The 17,899-nt window shown below is 33.8% G+C and carries 17 protein-coding genes and 1 tRNA gene; 3 read left to right on the forward strand and 15 right to left on the reverse strand.

Annotated features, from left to right (window positions below):
- Positions 1 to 325 precede the first annotated feature (325 nt).
- Positions 326 to 520 carry a hypothetical protein gene (locus AC07WY_RS03950; RefSeq protein WP_016539065.1) on the reverse strand — a complete coding sequence of 65 codons (195 nt, stop codon included), beginning with the start codon at positions 518 to 520 and terminating at the stop codon, positions 326 to 328.
- An 883-nt stretch (positions 521 to 1,403) separates the two neighbouring features.
- Between AC07WY_RS03950 and AC07WY_RS03955 the strand changes: the two genes are divergently transcribed.
- The gene (locus tag AC07WY_RS03955) at positions 1,404 to 2,282 is read left to right on the forward strand and encodes an ATP-grasp fold amidoligase family protein (RefSeq protein ID WP_262085794.1); all 879 of its coding nucleotides are present in this window, start codon (positions 1,404 to 1,406) and stop codon (positions 2,280 to 2,282) included.
- A gap of 121 nt (positions 2,283 to 2,403) precedes the next feature.
- On the opposite strand, the gene AC07WY_RS03960 is transcribed toward AC07WY_RS03955, so the two are convergent.
- The 5 genes from AC07WY_RS03960 to AC07WY_RS03980 form a co-directional block, all read right to left on the reverse strand.
- Positions 2,404 to 2,661, reverse strand: coding sequence for a hypothetical protein (locus tag AC07WY_RS03960; RefSeq protein WP_262085793.1), 258 nt, complete (start codon positions 2,659 to 2,661; stop codon positions 2,404 to 2,406).
- Positions 2,662 to 3,929: 1,268 nt separating this feature from the next.
- The gene (locus AC07WY_RS03965) at positions 3,930 to 4,541 is read right to left on the reverse strand and encodes an NAD(P)-dependent oxidoreductase (RefSeq protein ID WP_494735750.1); all 612 of its coding nucleotides are present in this window, start codon (positions 4,539 to 4,541) and stop codon (positions 3,930 to 3,932) included.
- Between the two features lie 584 nt (positions 4,542 to 5,125).
- Positions 5,126 to 5,326 (reverse strand): hypothetical protein, encoded by a 201-nt coding sequence (locus AC07WY_RS03970; RefSeq protein WP_166782639.1) that lies wholly within the window; start codon positions 5,324 to 5,326, stop codon positions 5,126 to 5,128.
- A 23-nt stretch (positions 5,327 to 5,349) separates the two neighbouring features.
- Positions 5,350 to 5,619: a hypothetical protein gene (locus AC07WY_RS03975; protein WP_419333937.1), complete on the reverse strand. Its 270-nt coding sequence runs from the start codon at positions 5,617 to 5,619 to the stop codon at positions 5,350 to 5,352.
- A gap of 102 nt (positions 5,620 to 5,721) precedes the next feature.
- The gene (locus tag AC07WY_RS03980; RefSeq protein ID WP_262085790.1) at positions 5,722 to 5,880 is read right to left on the reverse strand and encodes a DUF1328 domain-containing protein; all 159 of its coding nucleotides are present in this window, start codon (positions 5,878 to 5,880) and stop codon (positions 5,722 to 5,724) included.
- A 1,094-nt stretch (positions 5,881 to 6,974) separates the two neighbouring features.
- Between AC07WY_RS03980 and AC07WY_RS03985 the strand changes: the two genes are divergently transcribed.
- Positions 6,975 to 7,424: a BLUF domain-containing protein gene (locus AC07WY_RS03985; protein WP_262085789.1), complete on the forward strand. Its 450-nt coding sequence runs from the start codon at positions 6,975 to 6,977 to the stop codon at positions 7,422 to 7,424.
- Positions 7,425 to 7,463: 39 nt separating this feature from the next.
- A complete protein-coding gene (locus AC07WY_RS03990; RefSeq protein ID WP_262085788.1) occupies positions 7,464 to 7,931 on the forward strand; it encodes a BLUF domain-containing protein in 468 nt (155 codons plus the stop codon).
- 321 nt (positions 7,932 to 8,252) lie between these two features.
- Here AC07WY_RS03990 and AC07WY_RS03995 read toward each other — a convergent pair whose 3' ends face one another.
- The 9 genes from AC07WY_RS03995 to efp all read right to left on the reverse strand — a co-directional run bounded on the left by AC07WY_RS03995 (position 8,253) and on the right by efp (position 17,802).
- Positions 8,253 to 8,513, reverse strand: a complete 261-nt coding sequence (locus AC07WY_RS03995; RefSeq protein WP_494735751.1) for a hypothetical protein — start codon at positions 8,511 to 8,513, stop codon at positions 8,253 to 8,255.
- Positions 8,514 to 9,009: 496 nt separating this feature from the next.
- Positions 9,010 to 9,086: transfer RNA gene (locus AC07WY_RS04000), tRNA-Val, on the reverse strand.
- Positions 9,087 to 9,130: 44 nt separating this feature from the next.
- Positions 9,131 to 11,146, reverse strand: a complete 2,016-nt coding sequence (locus tag AC07WY_RS04005) for a transglutaminase TgpA family protein (RefSeq protein ID WP_494735752.1) — start codon at positions 11,144 to 11,146, stop codon at positions 9,131 to 9,133.
- A gap of 9 nt (positions 11,147 to 11,155) precedes the next feature.
- Positions 11,156 to 12,064 carry a DUF58 domain-containing protein gene (locus AC07WY_RS04010; protein WP_262085778.1) on the reverse strand — a complete coding sequence of 303 codons (909 nt, stop codon included), beginning with the start codon at positions 12,062 to 12,064 and terminating at the stop codon, positions 11,156 to 11,158.
- Between the two features lie 12 nt (positions 12,065 to 12,076).
- Positions 12,077 to 13,036, reverse strand: a complete 960-nt coding sequence (locus AC07WY_RS04015) for an AAA family ATPase (RefSeq protein WP_419333930.1) — start codon at positions 13,034 to 13,036, stop codon at positions 12,077 to 12,079.
- Between the two features lie 141 nt (positions 13,037 to 13,177).
- Entirely contained in the window at positions 13,178 to 14,203 is a 1,026-nt protein-coding gene (locus tag AC07WY_RS04020; protein WP_262085776.1) for a 2-dehydropantoate 2-reductase, read from the reverse strand.
- 197 nt (positions 14,204 to 14,400) lie between these two features.
- A complete protein-coding gene (locus tag AC07WY_RS04025) occupies positions 14,401 to 14,703 on the reverse strand; it encodes a YbdD/YjiX family protein (protein WP_004721243.1) in 303 nt (100 codons plus the stop codon).
- 32 nt (positions 14,704 to 14,735) lie between these two features.
- Entirely contained in the window at positions 14,736 to 16,835 is a 2,100-nt protein-coding gene (locus AC07WY_RS04030; RefSeq protein ID WP_004820734.1) for a carbon starvation CstA family protein, read from the reverse strand.
- A gap of 397 nt (positions 16,836 to 17,232) precedes the next feature.
- Positions 17,233 to 17,802, reverse strand: coding sequence for an elongation factor P (gene efp / locus AC07WY_RS04035; protein ID WP_004721246.1), 570 nt, complete (start codon positions 17,800 to 17,802; stop codon positions 17,233 to 17,235).
- Positions 17,803 to 17,899: the final 97 nt, after the last annotated feature.

The following is a 17,899-nucleotide window of genomic DNA, read 5'->3' on the forward strand; positions in this document are numbered from 1 at the left end:
TTTCCCAACAGGTGTACCAGTAAAGTTAAGGCAATAAATACGGAAAAGAAAAAAACGATGTTTATTGATTTGTCTATCATGATTTCACCCTCATTTTATTGTTGTTTCTTTTTTATACAATAAATTATGTAAAATATCAAACAATTTAAGCAACTTAAAATATATTTTTTACCATTTGTTAAAATAAATTATCAAACAATCAAAATAAAAAAATCATGGATTATCCAAAATAATCACCATTTCACTGTAACCGAAATGCAGCAAGGCAAAATGCAAAAATATAAAAAAAAGACGCCTTAGCATCTTTCATTTATATGAAGTTTATTTAAACAATAATATTTAATTTTTTAAGTAAAAAATTTTTAATAATTTCATTCTCATCTAATAACATCAGTTCATCAGATACCCAAAAAATATAAAATACGTTTTTAAACTGAATCTTTCTTTTAAAATAGTTTGTTGTTGAATTAGGTAATTTGCCTTTTACTTTAAAAGACTTTTTATTATCATTTCCTAACAACTTACTTCCATGCCAGGGACCGCCTATACAAATATTCATAAGAATTAATTTTAAAGATGTTGTTCTGAATTTACATCAAATTTATAAATAAACAACCCATACCTTCGTATAGATTTTAAGCAAAACAATAAAAGACCACATTATTAGATCAAATAGTACATTATTTGAACTGCAATGATGTTAAGTTAGAAAGCAGAACATCCGTTTACAGTAGCTATTTCAAATATGAATTCATTCATATTTATTAAAAGTGTGCTTAAAATCACATTAAATCCTCAATATTCTTTAAATAAAGCTTAAGTATTCATTTTTTAAATCATTTTTATGCTTTTAGATAGAAGCCAGATACCTATCATTTATTGATCAGGATAAAATTAATAAACCCACCTAAAAATAGGTGGGTTTATTAAAGACTTAAATACCAAGTCAAAGTGAAAAGCACAACCTTCTTCACTGGTTAAATTTTACACAATTCATATTAAGATTCAAGAAAATATTTTACCTTTTGGTAAAGCTTCATATATGTATCGTAAATTTTATGTAACAGACTGCTTAAATCCTTAGCAAATCACCTAAGGATTGTCGGCCTAAGCGATCTAAAGCTTAAATTTTCATGGATTACAATAACCACGCGCTTGATTCAAATATGTCATATCACACATATAAAAACTGGATTCAACATATTGATTAAATATAATAATTTATAATTCAAAAACGTAGCCTAATAAGATTTTCCAATAACCCCGTAAGTGAAAGTAAGTATGAAATATTCAAAGTAATAAGCCTATTACTATAATACTCATACATAAAGTCATTGGCTTTTTAAAAATTTTTTAAGCTTTGGTTATTTATACTTATACGATCATTAATTGGGTTTTGATAAATGATTGACAATCTCACCTATTTTGCAAAAGTTATAAGAGCATATTTTGTCTCAGATAAGCAATATTTAACCAAACGTTTTATTAATAAACTTGGCTATATTCCCAATTTTGATCAACCCAAAAGTTTTAATGAAAAAGTTACAGCAAGAATGATTTTTGAAAGAGATCCATTGCATACCTTATTGGCTGATAAATTGGCTGTAAGAGAAGTGATCAGCAATAAAATTTGTTCTTCTCATCTGGTCCCATTGATCGGTGTATACCAATCATTCAATGAAATTGACTTTAGTCGACTGCCCGATAGATTTGTTTTGAAATGCAATCATGATAGCGGCAGCGCAATCGTCTGCAATGATAAGTGTCAATTTGATCAAAGAAATGCGGAAAACAAATTAACACATCATTTAAAGCAAAATATGTATTTCAGGAAAAGAGAATGGCATTACAAAAATATTAAGCCATCAATTTTAGCTGAGCAATATGTTGAATTATTGATTGACCAAGAAACTAAATTAACCATTACCACATGTAGAGTCCATTGCTTTGAAGGTCAACCCAAATTTATCGAAGTCGATGTACAAGATAGTCTCAAAAATGAATATTCAAATATTTACGATACTTCGTGGACACTCCAACCATTTACAGTTGATTTAAAAAGCAATAGCCCTGCATATTTAAAAAAACCAGCTCGGCTAAGCATCTTAATTGAGTTATCACAAACGCTCTGCCTGAAATATGGTTATAGTCGAATAGATTTTTTGATATCAAAAAATAATATCTATTTCAGTGAAATAACCCTAACACCTAATGCTGGAAGAATGGTTATTGAACCCAAAGAATGGGATATGAAACTTGGTAGTTATTGGCATTTATTTTAAAATGATGTAAAAAATACCCACAAAGAGCTGGTCTTGTGGGTATAAATCATAAAAATGAGTAAAAAACACACGAAGTTTAGTTCAATGAAAATATGACTTATTGCATGTAGTTTATATATCGCTACACAATAAATTTAAACTCAAATTTTCCTTTATAATCAATAGCATCTAAATAATCTTTAATATCATGTGCTATATTCTTAAAGGTTTCTAAAACATCACTTGGTGGATCAATAACAACTTCAATTTTATAATTTTCATCTTCTTTTTTTGTAGTATGTGTATATACCCCATCACAGCTCATTTTTAATTTGAGATAATCCTCTAGTGTTTTAGTTAAATGATTTGTTACCAGCTCAATTTTTGAAAATTTGTGCATATCCCTTCTTTCCTAAATCACTAGTCATAACCAGATAAAGAATCTCGTATCTCCCCAATCAAATACTCTTTAACTTATCAGAAAGACCAGTTATCCAGACATTGGTGCTTAAGTTACGATTCACTATATCGTATTTTATAGATATACTAATTCAATCTTAGGTTGAAAATCAACTACTATTCTTTTGAAATTTCTACTATTTTGAGATTTAATGCCAATAAAAAAACAATTTTTAGTTATTTTCCCCTTCTATTCTTATATTTTCTAATATATTTATACCCATGTAGTTCTTAAAAAAGATCTTTCATAAATCAAAAAAATGATCATGTTGAGTGAATCAGATTGATATTGAAAGTTCCTTCTCGCTTTGGGAGAAAGCTAGGATGAGGAGGATTTTATGTTGATCTATGGTTTTAAAAAGGACTTATTCAGATGTCTAAAGTATAAAACTAAAAGTCATATCTACAATGGTTGTAACTGTTCAGATCATTTTACTCAGCACTAATCCAAGTATGCCCCAATCCAAGTGTGATCCAATATAGGTTTGATGAATAAAGCACGGAAAATAATTCATCTTCAAATGACAACAAAATCAAAAATAACATTGATTTAAATGAATTAATATTTACACAACTAGGGATGATGATTTTAAAACCAATGGCAATAAATCATTTATCTTTACGCGCTAATCTGTTTTTTATACAAGACTCATTTAGAGACTACCATAGCAATATCTTAAAATTCTCATAACTAATCGACATATAAATAAAAAATTACTGATTGAACTAAGAAACTAATAGATTTTTTAAAAGAGTACTTTTTGTTTCATAACATTTCCAACATATAAGTCTATACATAAAAGTGTTATACTATAACAATTCAAAAAAGAGCTTTTCATGACAAATCCATATATCAATAGCAAGTTCTATATTTTAATTTTGGTCTTATTTTTATCAATTATGACCACTAATGTAATTCATAATGATTTTTCAGACACCTTATTAACCATAATTAACTGTTTTATCATCATAAAAATATTACATGTATTGTCTATTCAACTTTTAAACACAATCTTTAAAATTTGTAATCCTTAATTCAATTAAACTATACAGTTATATTTATTCAATATAAATAAAATGTTCTTCAGCAACAATTAAAAAACATTTAAAATAAAACACTTATGAGTACAAATAAGTCTAGAAAATGCTAAAATCATCAATTTAATTTTTATAGAAAAAAGCCCTCAAATGAGGGCCTTTATACATTTCTTAGTACCCAACAGTAAAACGTTGATTAATATGGTTGTTATTTTCAATTTCATCAGATAATGCTATTGCAAAATCTTCAGCTGAAATTTTACTGCCATCTTTACCAATTATAAGTTCATCTTTGCCTAAACGAAATTCTCCTGTACGTTTTCCTGGAGCAAACTCAGCCGAAGGTGATATGAAAGTCCATTCAATATCGTCGACTTGTTTAAGTTTTTCAAGAAAATTTACAGCAGCTTCTGCTTCAAGTTTATATGCGGCAGGAAAGTCATCCGTATCCAATAAGCGTACATTTTTGTTGGGAATAGTCAGTCCACCAGCACCACCAACAACCAAATAACGCTTAACTTTAGAATCCCGAATTGTGTTAATCAATGCATTCGCATCTAACCCATGAAAAGGAACAGCACTTATCACGGCATCTTGCCCTTTTAGAGCTTCTACAAGCGCTTCATGATCATTTAAGTCCACATCTACGGATAAGACACGCTCTGTATCTGGTACTTTATGTGTATTACGTGCGATGGCTTTAACGTAATGGCCACGTGAAACAAGCTCTTCTAAAATACGTGAACCCGCCATACCTGTTGCGCCAATTAAAGCAATCTTCATAATAGTTCCTCACTTATTTTAAGATAATTCAAAAATCTTAATCAAATAGTTTTATAAACCATTAAATATAAAACTTATAATATTTAAAATTTTATAAATAATCTATACATGAAATAATTAACAATTTATCGATTAAAATTGATAACCCATTATCACCTACATAACTCCATTTTGAATTATTAGTTAAGTTTATTTTCTGTCAAAATCATGTAAACAATGTCACTTTTTAATAGCTCTCATGTATAGGTATTTATTTTAAGTATAATGATTTTAGTAACTGACTTTCACTTGAATAAATTTTATGCCTTATTTTAAAATATACCTACTAAGATGGCTGAGTTGCCTTAGCTGCCCCTATTAAAGGTGGTCAAGAAACAGAAAAACGTTATGATTATTCACTTCGGGTAGCTAAACACGCAGCTCTAAATTTTCATGTTTAAAAACTGCTAAGAGTGTAGCATCGTATATTCAGTATGTAGTTTTGATTAGTTAAGTTACTCTATGAGGTAACTCTTAGTCATTTTAGACCGATTAAATTAAGGCTAAAATTATAAAAATGAATTGAGAAGCTTAGAATATTTTATTCAACTGCTTCTCATCATTTGTCGTTGCTGGCGAACTAATCCTAACTGCATCTTTCTCTCAAGTATTTCTTCTTCAGAGAATGATAATGAATCTTTTAACATTTCAATAGGTAATGAACTATTTTCAATCAAATAGCAGTCTTGATCAGTTGACCATTCTGAAATCAATGTTGCTTTTTTGCGCTTATGTCTATGATGCATATAGATACCCTTAATCAAAAACCTTATAGATTTATTTGCCGATCAACCCATTCCAAAAATTTATTTTTATTATTTATTTCGGGTGCGTTGACTATTACTATATTTTTTTTACTGCCAAATTTACCCGAGATTTTGTTTGGTTTCTCAAAATTGAACTCATCATCTGTGCCCTCATTTAAAGCTCTGAAATATTCAGCGATCTTCTCAAAATTTGTTTTACTATTAAACTCAGGTCTTAAAAGTAAAAAATTATAAATTTGTTCTAAAACAAAATCGTAGTTAATATTTTTCATAATGTGCACAGTTCAAATTTATTTAAATGATTTAAGTACTTTCAAATTCAGTATATCTAACGATAGAATGATTACACTCTATCGTTAGATGGTTTATAGTGACTATGCCTTTCCACGAGAAATAAAACCAATCACAGTAAGGATAACAGCGACAACCAATAAAATAACTGCAAAATCTTTTGAAAGACCTGCTACACCACCAAATCCTAAAAGACTCGCTATAAGTGCTATTACAGCAAAGATAATCGCCCAACGAAACATACTATAGTACTCCCTAAAATATATTTTGATTTAAAACAACACTATAAATTAATATTTTAATTCAAGTGTTATTTTATGTGATTAAAATGTTCTAGTTTATAATATTTACAACTCAAAATAACACCCAACACTTAAATTCACCAATTAAGATCAACTTAAAATAAAAAAGTAATCATTAAAACTTACTTTTTATATAATTTATTAAGAATAAAAAATCTATCGACACGTGTATCCTTTAATTTCGGCATAATCATTTTTATAATCAATAAAACAGAGCAAGAAATAAAAAGCATGACGATGACTTCAACCGAGTAACTTATCATGAATAAAAGGCTATAGAATCCTAAGAAGTAAGATAGACTTAGGAATACCTTTTGCAAATAAATTATGATGAATACTCCATACAGTAAAGCTGATAAAAACAAGTTGAGTTTTTTATTCATCCCCAATTGATCAAAAATAATAATAAGCAATGAAATACTCAAAACAGAGACAATAAAAATAACAATATTTTTTAAAATTTGCATTTCATCCTCTCTCATTTCATATTTATAAAAATGCTCCCCCCTTAGTTGTCCGACTAAGGGGGAAGACTCCCCCAATACACAACACTTTTTATTCAACACATCATTTTTATAATGAATTATTTTAATTTAAGCGTTAGCGACAATCACCTTAAATTAATATTCAGATTTATAATAATGATGAGCACTTGTGGTGTATCTAGGCAGTATAAATAATATGAAATTTAGCAAAATAATCCATGGCTTACATGACTGTGAGAAATCTCGTACATTTGTACGTTTTTTAACCACTTTAAACTCAAAATATATTGATTAAATTTATTATTTTCAATTAGTTAATTTTAACAATATGCTAAATTTATTTTGTAAAGTAACAAAACACTCAAACAGTGTTAAAAAAACTTTACATTTCCTGTTTCGCCCCATTGGTACGATTTGTTAGCTTTTGATTAATTATCAATGTATTGTAGTCATCGTTACTAATCTTTCTATGTGAATACATAAAGCTTATTAATAAAATTAAAGCGTTAGCACTAGTTCGAAGTAATTATTTATGGTGGAAGCCTTCTAATGGAATTTGTAAGAGTTTTATATGCAAGTAAAGCTACGAGTACTCATCCAAATCTTAAGAACGATTTGATAGATATTCTTAACACAGCTGTTGATTTCAACTCTCGCAATGAAATCACAGGTGTTCTTTACTATGGACATGGATATTTTGTTCAATGTCTTGAAGGTCATAAAAGTAAGGTTGATGATCTGTTCTATAATCAAATTTTAAAAGATCAACGTCATCAAAATTGTGAGATTTTATATTACGAAAAATGTGACATAGGTTTGTTTAAGCATTGGAATATGAAATTTGCCCCTGTCAATAAAAGACTAGGTGACTTTTTCCTAGAAAATCATCGTGATGATTTCAATCCATTTCTTCTTTCTAGTGAGACGATCCCTTCTTTTATCGACCTTTTGGCTGGGGAATACGCTATTGAGCCATATAATTTTGATATCAATGAATAAGGTTTTTTATACGAATCTACGCAACTAGAGGAAAGATGTATGCTAATTCGATTGTGCTATGCGAGTACTCGAAATGAATTAGCCAATGACCTTATTGAAGATTTAAATGCTATCTTAAATACTGCGCGTGATTTTAATGGGAAAAATAAAATTTTTGGCGTTCTATATTATGCCAATAATCATTTTTTTCAATGTCTTGAAGGTGAAAAGTCTATAGTTCAAGCGTTATTTCAAAGTATAAAAAATGACGCTAGGCATAATAGCATTATTGAATTTGAAATCATGGGTATTGACAAAATTAGTTTTAAAAACTGGTCAATGAAATACGTGCAAAAGTCCTCAAAAGTTGATTTATTTTTTAATCAGCTTGGATATGACTCATTTACGCCAGCTGCCCTCAATAAAGCTCATTTAAATAGCTTATTAAATGAGCTTTTGAAAGAAAAGCAAACTCGAGTGCGTAAAAAGGTCGGTTTAAATCAGCGAGGAATCTCCTCTTTTCTTTAAATATCAAATGAGAGGGTTATGGACCCTCTCTTTTAAAGAATTTCAAAGTTTGACCGATTGACTCGCACCCAGTTGCTCTGATTCACCAGATATAGATGCTTTTACTAATTTAAAAAGCGTAACAAGTTTTCCAGCGACAATAGAAACCAAATCGGGTTAATGAATGTATTGATGGCCGCTGTTAAGTTTTCACTTTTAATTTCCTATACCTATAGAGATGTATTGTTACTATCCCTAAATAGATAAAATTAAATCGTTTTTTATATTAGGTTCATGTTTTAAATTATTATGAAAATTATTTATCTATAATATAATTAAGTTTTATGAGTAATTCATTTTATTGTTATTATTAATACTAACTACTTTAAAGTTATAATTTTTATAATTAATATTTTCGTTTATTTTTGCATGATCAAGTTCATCCCATAATTCAAAGTAAAAAAATTCAGATGTATCTGAGTAAATCCAAAACCACAAAGTAGATTCATCTTTTTTGACTGGGTCATAAATACTATCTTTAACTTTGACAAGTTTATGTAAATGAAATTTATCATCTTGAAGTACTATTTCATGAATACTCAATAGTGTGATTCCTGCAATTTAAAATCATTTAGACTATAACTCATTTTTATTTCTTTTTTTTATTATGATTTTTTTAAAAATGTAATTTAATAATTAAATGTAAATGTTTCTTTCTATATTTAAGATAAATTTAAGCTAAGCTGGAAAGATTATTGAGTAATATATCAATAACGTGAATAGATTTTAATCTGTATTAAATTCAATACAGTAGAACCTGATTTAAAGTCGCATGTGTATGCTATGAGTCCTAACAATAATACATTCTTCTAAGGTATCTCCTGTTCCAGCATCACGAAGATGTTTATACTTGAGTTGAATACGCCCAAAATTGCCACATAGTCGCTATATTTTTATTTTTGTTGCTAACTTATCGCAAACATGTTGAATATACCGCCAGTTTCTGCAATTTTTCTGAATTCACGAATAATAGAGATGCAATAAAAGCACAAAAAAAGACCTATAAGCTTTTGAATCGCTTATAAGTCTTTAAAAATCTTGGTAGGTATATCCAGACTCGAACTGGAGACCTCTACGATGTCAACGTAGCGCTCTAACCAACTGAGCTATACACCTGAAGTGCTGAGAATATTATTCATTTTTTAATAAGATGACAAGCCTTATTTCTTTACTTTTAATGCATTCGCACACTCTTTAAGCAATTTCTTGATATTTTGAATATCCTGTTGATTTTCATTACCTAAATAGACATTTTTTTGAAAAATCTGATTCACTTGCTCAAACAGATGTTTTTGTTCAGTCCTCAAGGCTAAACGCTGCATCCATTGTTGAAAGGTTTCTGATTCAGCTTTTTGATCAACCTCAGATAATTGATGATTAAATTGAGCAATGATTCGCTCAAGCGCTGACATTTGACGAGTGCGCCAAAATTGCGTCACACCCCAATAGATCAACAGTAATCCAAGAATTCCAAAAATTAAAACCAAACCATAACTATAAGCCGATGTTAAGCCAAGCTTCTTCATCCAGCCGCTTTGCTTCTCTGCATCGTAACCGACAACCTTACTCTGCCATTGAAAACTAGCATAGTCACTCCAAACACGCAGCGTTCTAAGCAGCGATGAATGCTGAAAACGTAAATTTGAATAACCCGCATCACCAAAAATCGAACGATCGTCATTCATCACATTTTGCATACCACGATCTATACGCATTGGTGCAATGATGGCCGTTGGATCAATGCGTTGCCATTGCCCGTGTTGATAAACCTCAGCCCAAGCATGTGCATCTAACTGGCGTACTTCCCAACTTTGACCATCAGGAGACAGCTCACCACCTTGGTAGCCTGTGACTACACGCGCTGGAATTCCAACATAACGCATCAGCAAGACAAAGCTTGAGGCATAATGTTCACAAAACCCCTGCCGAGATTGAAACAAGAACTCATCAACGCGGTTATTCCCCAACCTTCCAGGTGCAAGTGTATAAACAAACTTTTCTTTCTTGTACCAGTTCAATACATTCTGAATATAAGCTTCAGGATTAGACTGGCTCTGCTGATATAGATTTAAAGCAAACTTCTGGGCTTGTAGATCACTCTGTTTCGGATAACTGAGATTATTTTTCAGCATCATCTGTTCAAAATGTGCATCCTGAATATCTCTAACCTGACTCCCCACCCACTGCAATTCAATTGGCTGGGTACGCTGTACCAGTCGTTTAGGTGTAATCGACCAATCTTGGTGTAACTCAAAACGTTGTTCTATTGGAATCGACTTTTCCAAACCGGTAATCCATTGCTGACTTGGATCACTGGCAAGATATTGATAATGAAATCCATCAATCTGCCCTGCGATCTTGGAATAAGCTTTTACCTGTTTATTGGCAAACTCACTTGTCCACGTTGTACCATCATAACCATCAAGCACCATCGCTCGCCAATACAGCTCATTACGATTTGGCAATTGCTTCATATTGCCAATAACCCGAAATGCCAATGCACTTGACTGTGAAAGCTCAGCAATATCACCCGGTGACATGCGATCACTCAATCCCGTTACCGCTTTATTATTGGGAATGGGGATTTGCCAAAGTGGTGGCAAACGCGGGAAAAACATAAACAGTAAAACAAAGAATGGCAGTGCCAAAGCAATAAATTTAAGAATATGCAATGAATCACTTTTAAGTGACTGAAAAATCGGTTGCTCTATTTCAAAATTGGCAATTTGTACACGATACAGGCCAACCAAACAGCTGATTAAACAACATAAAACTAACAGTGCCATCCAAAAGGCTTGGCTGTGTAAAAATAAACTGGCACTGACGAACAAAGCAAAGTTAAACAGAATAATAAAGTCACGCTTTGATTTGGTTTCCAGTGCTTTCGCAAATAAAAATGTGGAGAGAACCGCTGTACCTGCTTCTACGCCTAAAAAAGTGCGGGAATCAAAGTAAATGATGACTAAGGCTAAAAGTGCAAAAACTAATTTTGGGGTTTGTGCAAAGAATCGAGGCAGATTATAGACTTGATGCTTATTGGTTTTGTCATAATATAGTGTCAGAGCCACTATATTCATGAGGAATAAAATAGACAATGCAACAGGCATATAAGGCAGCTGTGCCAGCCAAATCAAACTCAGCACAACTAAAATTGAAATTTGTATCGATTTATTCATTGTTCATCCTCATGCTTGCGCCAATAAGGTTTTGATATGAATATAGTGCTGTTCTCCAATCCCATTTTCAGTTTGTGCATGCGGTAAAATGATGCTGTACGGCGTTTCCGTCTGATGACATCGATCGACCAACTCCATCATAAAACTTAGCTTCTCTTCATGGTCTGCGCTTGGCATTTTGCTATATTCAATTTGCATCGCATGGGTATCAACCAAATCATCGAATTGCTTTACAAATAATCCTTGTCCACGCGCGGCCTGTTTCCAAGAAATGCTTTGCAATGAATCACCTGATTTAAAAGTCCTTAACTCTTTAAATTCATCTAAATCAGGCTCACCTGTATTGGAATAATTCTGTGATTGATGCGTTAAAGGCTTCGCTTCAGGGGCAATCCAGTAACTTTCAGTTAAATAAATATAGGTCCATGCCCGCACCAAACCGAGCGGATATGTGGAGTAAATTTGAATTGGGGGAACTGAAAATTCACCCCGTAGTTGTGGAATAAAATTCAAATCGAAACTTTGTTGTTTTTCTTCAAATAGAAAAGATTGTAATTGTTCATCAATTTTAAAGTTTAAAAACTTAGGCGTAGCACGATCTTGTTGTAGGTTAATTCTCACCTTAAAAGCTTCATTAACCTTACCCACCTCATCAACAACCACATCTAATGTAATCGCATGTAATTGTTTAAAACTGAGATAGAAACTAATACATAAAATCGCACTGATTAAAAAACAAAAACCAAGAATTAAATTGTTGGCATAATTAATCCCAGCGATAAAAGTAATCAGAATAAGGACTAGATACAGAAAACCTTGCTGGTACATAAACACCAACACTTGGTTTTGTTTCAGTGTACGGGTTCCTGTATAGCGAAACCGAAGATGCAGCCATTTAACAAATCGTTGACCTAACATAAGCGTTTCCAATTAGCCCTTTACAGGAACTTTTTGCATAAGTGCTCGTGTCTCAGACTCACCTAATCCTATACGATGTGACACCACAGCAACAAACACTGCTTGTACATCATCTGCAATTACAAATTGTCTTTTTTCAATCAAGGCATAGGCTTGTGCTGATTTTTTTAATGCCAATAACCCACGTGGAGATAAGCCATGACGACCTTTACGTGTTTCTTCTGCTAGATCAAGCATATATTCAAAAACAACATCACTTAATGTAATTTGATTTACCATACATTGTAATTGCAAAATTTCCTGATGTTGAAAAATCGCTTGCAACTTTTCAATCAAATCATGGCGCGAGGTTTGCTGCAATAATAGTTTTTCTGCTGCGCGTGATGGGTAGCCTAAAGACAGTCGCATCAAGAAACGGTCAAGTTGTGACTCAGGCAAACTATAGGTCCCACTTTGAAAAAGTGGGTTCTGTGTTGCAATCACCCAAAATGGTTGTGGTAAAGGGTAACGTGTACCATCTATAGTGACATTGCCCTCCTCCATTGCTTCAAGCAAAGCACTTTGGGTTTTAGGGCTACAGCGGTTAATTTCATCTGCAAGCAGAATTTGGGTAAAGATTGGACCATGTTTAAACTCAAATTGATGCTCTTTTTGATTGAACATATTGATCCCAATCACATCACTTGCCAGCATATCATTGGTAAACTGAATCCGTTGAAAATCGAGACCTGCTAAACGTGACAAGCTGCTGGCTAAGGTGGTTTTTCCAAGTCCGGGTAAGTCTTCAAAAAGTAAATGTCCACCAGCCAATAGACTACAGAGTGCCAGTTTAGTCTGATGACTTTTATCTAAAATAATTTGGTTGATTTGACTTAAAAAGTCATCAATTTTTGGGTAAAACTGAGTGAGGTCTAAATTTGATACAGTGCTATGTTGTTCTGATGCTTTTACTTGTGTTGTTCCCCAAATCACCTTTTATTTCCCCAATAAAATTATTGTAACTTCCTTAACATACACGGTTTTAAGGAATACTCAATCTTGACTGCGATAAATCCATATTTTCATTTGCTGAATACACTTCAAAATTTATAGCTTCCCCCATCAACCAAAATTTTAAACTTTTAATTTTGCGGCATGTTCTAACTTTGTTTTTAAATCGTGCGCACCAATTGAAAATTCACTTCCTGAAATTTCAGCCTGTTTAATCAATTCAATTAAGGTTTTATTGATAGGCGCTTGTTTACCTAGCTGTTGGGCGAGCTGAATAACTTCCCCGTTGATCCAGTCCACTTCTGTTGTTCGCCCTGCTATCAAATCATCTTGCATAGATGAACGCGCCAAGGGATCGATTGCCAACATTTTACGGCTTAATATTTTAAAAATGAAATTGGGCAAACTGATTATTTTAGGCAATAGATGTGCCGAAATTGCTGTGAGTTTGGCTGGCTTGATTTGTACTAAATCTAAGAGATGTAATGTTTCTTGTTGCGCCATAGCAAGGCATTGTCGATATTGATGATTAGACAATTGTTGTTTTAATGGTAACTTTGACAAAGCATTGATTGAATTATTTAAATTCAGCAAAATTTTTGCCCATTGCACCGCAAGCATATCCTGATCAAAAACAATTTCTAATTCTGCTTGTTTAAAAAGCTTGGCTAAATCCTGTTGCTGTGCATACGCTTTCACATGCAACGCACCAGATGTCCCTTGATGAAAATGCCCAACTGCTTGAACTGCAACATTAAAAGGCACCATACCTTCTAAAATCGAATGATGTTTTAAAATCTGCTTTAAAATTGGAACATTACTCAACCCGTTTTGAAAACTCACAATATAGGGTCTGTGTGCGCCCAAGTTGTCATAAAGTTCCTTGGCAACTTGCTCAGTCGCAGCCGACTTTACACATACAAAAATAATATCAGCATCTGTGACTATTTTAGGATCAACACTGAGCTGTAAATCATTTGCCGCGATTTTTATCGTTTTACCAGTGTAATCCGTCAGTTTTAAACCAGACGTGCTTAATTCTTCATATACACGAGGACGTGTAATAAAGCTCACATCAGCACCTACCGCTGCTAATCGACCGCCAATATAGCATCCAATACTACCCGCACCATAAATACAGATTTTCATAGCAGTCTCCTTTTCATTTATATGTATTACATGATTCTAGCGGAGTTAGACTTTGCCAACTGTCAGTTATACGACAAGTCTCATCATGAAGTACGCTGTTATTGTGTTAAACCGATAAATCACTTCGCTCATCTTCAATAAAAAACGGCACCCAAGTGCCGTTTCTATTTAAGCTTTAAATCAACTTATACCTTCCATCAACATGGACACTTCTTCATTGTTCCACCAGCCGTTGGATAGCGAGCATCTACACAATAGCGATGAAAAGTCTTTTCATCCATTGCATCCATATCGGGATGATGCTTTTTCATATGTTCCAGATAATTTTGATAATCTGGAACACCCACCATCAAACGGAAACTTTGCTGTAAGCGTGTCCATAATGTTGCAATTCTAGACCAATTTTTAGGATTAAAAATTAGCTCCTTTTGCGACATGATGGTCATCTTGATGATTTTATAAATCACCGTTTTACCACCTTGAGCAAATTTAAGCTTCATCACTCACCTCTCACTCTATCTGTAATATCAACTTAGTGTGATTTAGAAACAGACACTTCTTCAGGATCTGCATACACCGCTGGAGCTTCATTTACTGTTGGTGTAGGGCTTGCCAATGCACGACGAATTGCGCCAATAGCAGCAAACAGCATCACAATCGCAACAATCATAAAGAATGCACACAGTGCAGCGTTGATTTGATTGGACAATACAATGGTTTGCATTTCTTCAAGTGTTTTGGCTGGTTTTAAAATTTCACCATTGGCAATTGCTGTTGAGAATTTATCCGCCTGAGCCAAGAATCCAATCTTAGGATTGGTATGGAAGATTTTTTGCCAACCCGCAGTCATACAGGTAATGAATAAGAAAATTGTTGGGATAATGGTAACCCATACATATTTCTCTTTCTTCATTTTAAATAAAATCACTGTACCTAAGATCAAAGCCATTGCCGCAAGCATTTGGTTACCAATACCAAACAGAGGCCATAAGCTGTTAATACCACCGAGTGGGTCGACTACACCTTGATAAACAAAGAAGCCCCATCCAGCGACAGCAACCGCTGTACCGATCATATTCCCCACAAAGTTGTGTGAGTTTTTAAGTGCTGGAACAACGATACCCACCGTATCCTGTACCATAAAACGACATGCACGAGTTCCGGCATCGACAGCGGTTAAGATAAACAGCGCTTCAAATAAGATCGCAAAATGATACCAGAACGCCATCATTGAACGATTATTAAAAATATCCGTGATGATGTGAGCCATACCAATTGCAAATGTTGGCGCACCACCAGTACGCGAAAGAATCGTACTTTCACCCACTTCTTTTGCCAGCAAGCTCAAAGTTTCAGGTGTAACCACAAAACCAAGTGTACGTACTGCTTCTGCTGCGCTCTCTACTGTAGTACCCAATACTGCCGCTGGCGCATTAATCGCAAAATAAACACCAGGTTCAAGCACTGTTGCACAAATCATTGCCATGATTGCAACAAATGATTCCATCAACATACCACCATAACCAATGACACGAATATTGACTTCGTTATCAATCAGTTTAGGTGTAGTTCCAGACGAGACTAAGGCATGGAAACCAGAAATCGCACCACAAGCAATGGTAATAAATAAGAATGGGAACATGGATCCAGCAAATACAGGACCAGTGCCATCAACAAAATGCGTAACAGCCGGCATTTTTAACATTGGCATTGCAACAATAATACCGACTGCTAAACCCGCAATTACACCAATTTTCAAGAATGTTGATAAATAATCACGCGGTGCTAACAACAGCCAAACAGGTAGAACCGAAGCCACGAATCCATAAATGATGAGTGCCCAAGTAAGTTGTGTTCCTGTTAATGTGAAAAATGGTCCCCAATAAGGATCAGCAGCAACATTTCCACCATAAACAATTGCAGCCATCATCAACACAAAACCAATGATAGAAACTTCTGCAATCTTGCCCGGACGGATATAGCGCATATAGATGCCCATAAACAAGGCAATCGGTATCGTCGCTGCGATACTAAACACGCCCCATGGACTATGTGCCAGTGCTTTCACCACCACCAATGCCAATACAGCAAGGATGATAATCATCACACCTAATGCACCAAGCATCACCACCACACCAGCAAATGAACCCAGCTCTTGCTTTGCCATTTCACCAAGTGAGCGCCCATCTCTCCGTGTGGAGATAAATAAAACCAAGAAATCCTGAACTGCACCAGCAAGAACAACCCCGACCAAAAGCCAAATTGTTCCTGGTAAATAACCCATTTGGGCAGCAAGAATAGGCCCAACCAATGGCCCCGCTCCTGCAATAGCAGCAAAATGGTGACCAAAAAGTACATATTTATTGGTCGGGACATAATCCAAGCCATCTGCTAAACGATGTGCTGGTGTTAATCGCCGAGGATTCAGTTCAAAAACTTTGGTCGCAATAAATAAACTATAAAAACGATAAGCGATGCTATAGACACATATCGCTGCAAGCACTAGCCAAACCGCATTGACATGCTCACCCTTGCTGACTGCAAGTATTCCAAAAGATACTGCACCAATTATAGCGACAATCACCCAGATCAATTTTGATAAGGGTGATGATTTTGTTTGAATATTTTCCATTAAAACCTCACATCTTGATTACAAAAAGCAGTTCCATTGTTTTTATAAAGCGTAATGCATTTCCGTGACTCATTCCTTGGTGACTCTACTCCTCATTTTTTTGTTTTCATCTAAGACTTTGGCATTAAAACTGGTCTGAATATGTACTATTAGCATGACATCACAGTGACTTAAATCGCGACTTTGTTATTTTTATCATCAATGTAATTATCCGACTCTCTGACTCTACTATTAATTATAGGCTGTCGATCTACGACTTTAGTCGAAAATTTAGCCGATACTCTCTATTTTTATAAAGGCTTGTACTTTTAAAAAGCCATATGCCAACTCAATCTATGCGCAATAAAAAAGGGATGATTTTCATCATCCCTCAGCGCCATCATTTTCAATAAAATGATTAAGCACGCTCTAAGTAATCACCAGTACGGGTGTCTACACGAACGCTTTCTTCTTGCTGTACAAATAATGGAACACGTACAACTGCACCTGTTTCAAGTTTAGCTGGTTTACCACCACCACCTGAAGTATCACCACGTACACCTGGATCAGTTTCAACGATTTTCAATACAACGAAGTTTGGTGCACTAACGTTTAATGGAATACCATTAAATAGCATAATTGTGCATTTTTCGTTTGAATCATCTTTTAACCATTTTGCAGCATCGCCCATTGCAACTTTATCCGCAGCAATTTGTTCGAAAGATACTGGATCCATGAAGTTCCACAATTCGCCATCGTTGTAGAGATAATCCATTTCTACTTCTACAATATCAGCTGCTTCTAAAGATTCACCTGATTTAAAAGTTTTTTCTAATACTTTGCCAGATCTTAGGTTACGTAGTTTTACACGGTTAAACGCTTGACCTTTACCTGGTTTTACATATTCGTTTTCCATGATTGAACATGGGTTACCATCAAGCATAACCTTTAGGCCAGCTTTGAAATCATTTGTAGAATAATAGGCCATGAAAGGCACACTCCGAACTTACTAATTTAAATCTCTACTGCGATGCTATCAACAAATCACCCGATTTGTGACAGTGATCATTCCAAACAGCAAAGAA

Source organism: Acinetobacter sp. GW821-FHT01C12, assembly GCF_059422625.1.

Excerpts from the sequence above, each read along its gene's own strand:
- AC07WY_RS03965 (WP_494735750.1), bottom strand. The coding sequence starts at position 4,541 with ATGAAGATTGCTTTAATTGGCGCAACAGGTATGGCGGGTTCACGTATT.
- AC07WY_RS04005 (WP_494735752.1), bottom strand. The coding sequence starts at position 11,146 with ATGAATAAATCGATACAAATTTCAATTTTAGTTGTGCTGAGTTTGATT.
- AC07WY_RS03960 (WP_262085793.1), bottom strand. The coding sequence starts at position 2,661 with ATGCACAAATTTTCAAAAATTGAGCTGGTAACAAATCATTTAACTAAA.
- AC07WY_RS03985 (WP_262085789.1), top strand. The coding sequence starts at position 6,975 with ATGGAATTTGTAAGAGTTTTATATGCAAGTAAAGCTACGAGTACTCAT.
- AC07WY_RS04010 (WP_262085778.1), bottom strand. The coding sequence starts at position 12,064 with ATGTTAGGTCAACGATTTGTTAAATGGCTGCATCTTCGGTTTCGCTAT.
- AC07WY_RS03955 (WP_262085794.1), top strand. The coding sequence starts at position 1,404 with ATGATTGACAATCTCACCTATTTTGCAAAAGTTATAAGAGCATATTTT.
- AC07WY_RS03975 (WP_419333937.1), bottom strand. The coding sequence starts at position 5,619 with ATGAAAAATATTAACTACGATTTTGTTTTAGAACAAATTTATAATTTT.
- AC07WY_RS04025 (WP_004721243.1), bottom strand. The coding sequence starts at position 14,703 with ATGAAGCTTAAATTTGCTCAAGGTGGTAAAACGGTGATTTATAAAATC.
- AC07WY_RS04020 (WP_262085776.1), bottom strand. The coding sequence starts at position 14,203 with ATGAAAATCTGTATTTATGGTGCGGGTAGTATTGGATGCTATATTGGC.
- efp (WP_004721246.1), bottom strand. The coding sequence starts at position 17,802 with ATGGCCTATTATTCTACAAATGATTTCAAAGCTGGCCTAAAGGTTATG.
- AC07WY_RS04030 (WP_004820734.1), bottom strand. The coding sequence starts at position 16,835 with ATGGAAAATATTCAAACAAAATCATCACCCTTATCAAAATTGATCTGG.
- AC07WY_RS03990 (WP_262085788.1), top strand. The coding sequence starts at position 7,464 with ATGCTAATTCGATTGTGCTATGCGAGTACTCGAAATGAATTAGCCAAT.
- AC07WY_RS03980 (WP_262085790.1), bottom strand. The coding sequence starts at position 5,880 with ATGTTTCGTTGGGCGATTATCTTTGCTGTAATAGCACTTATAGCGAGT.
- AC07WY_RS03970 (WP_166782639.1), bottom strand. The coding sequence starts at position 5,326 with ATGCATCATAGACATAAGCGCAAAAAAGCAACATTGATTTCAGAATGG.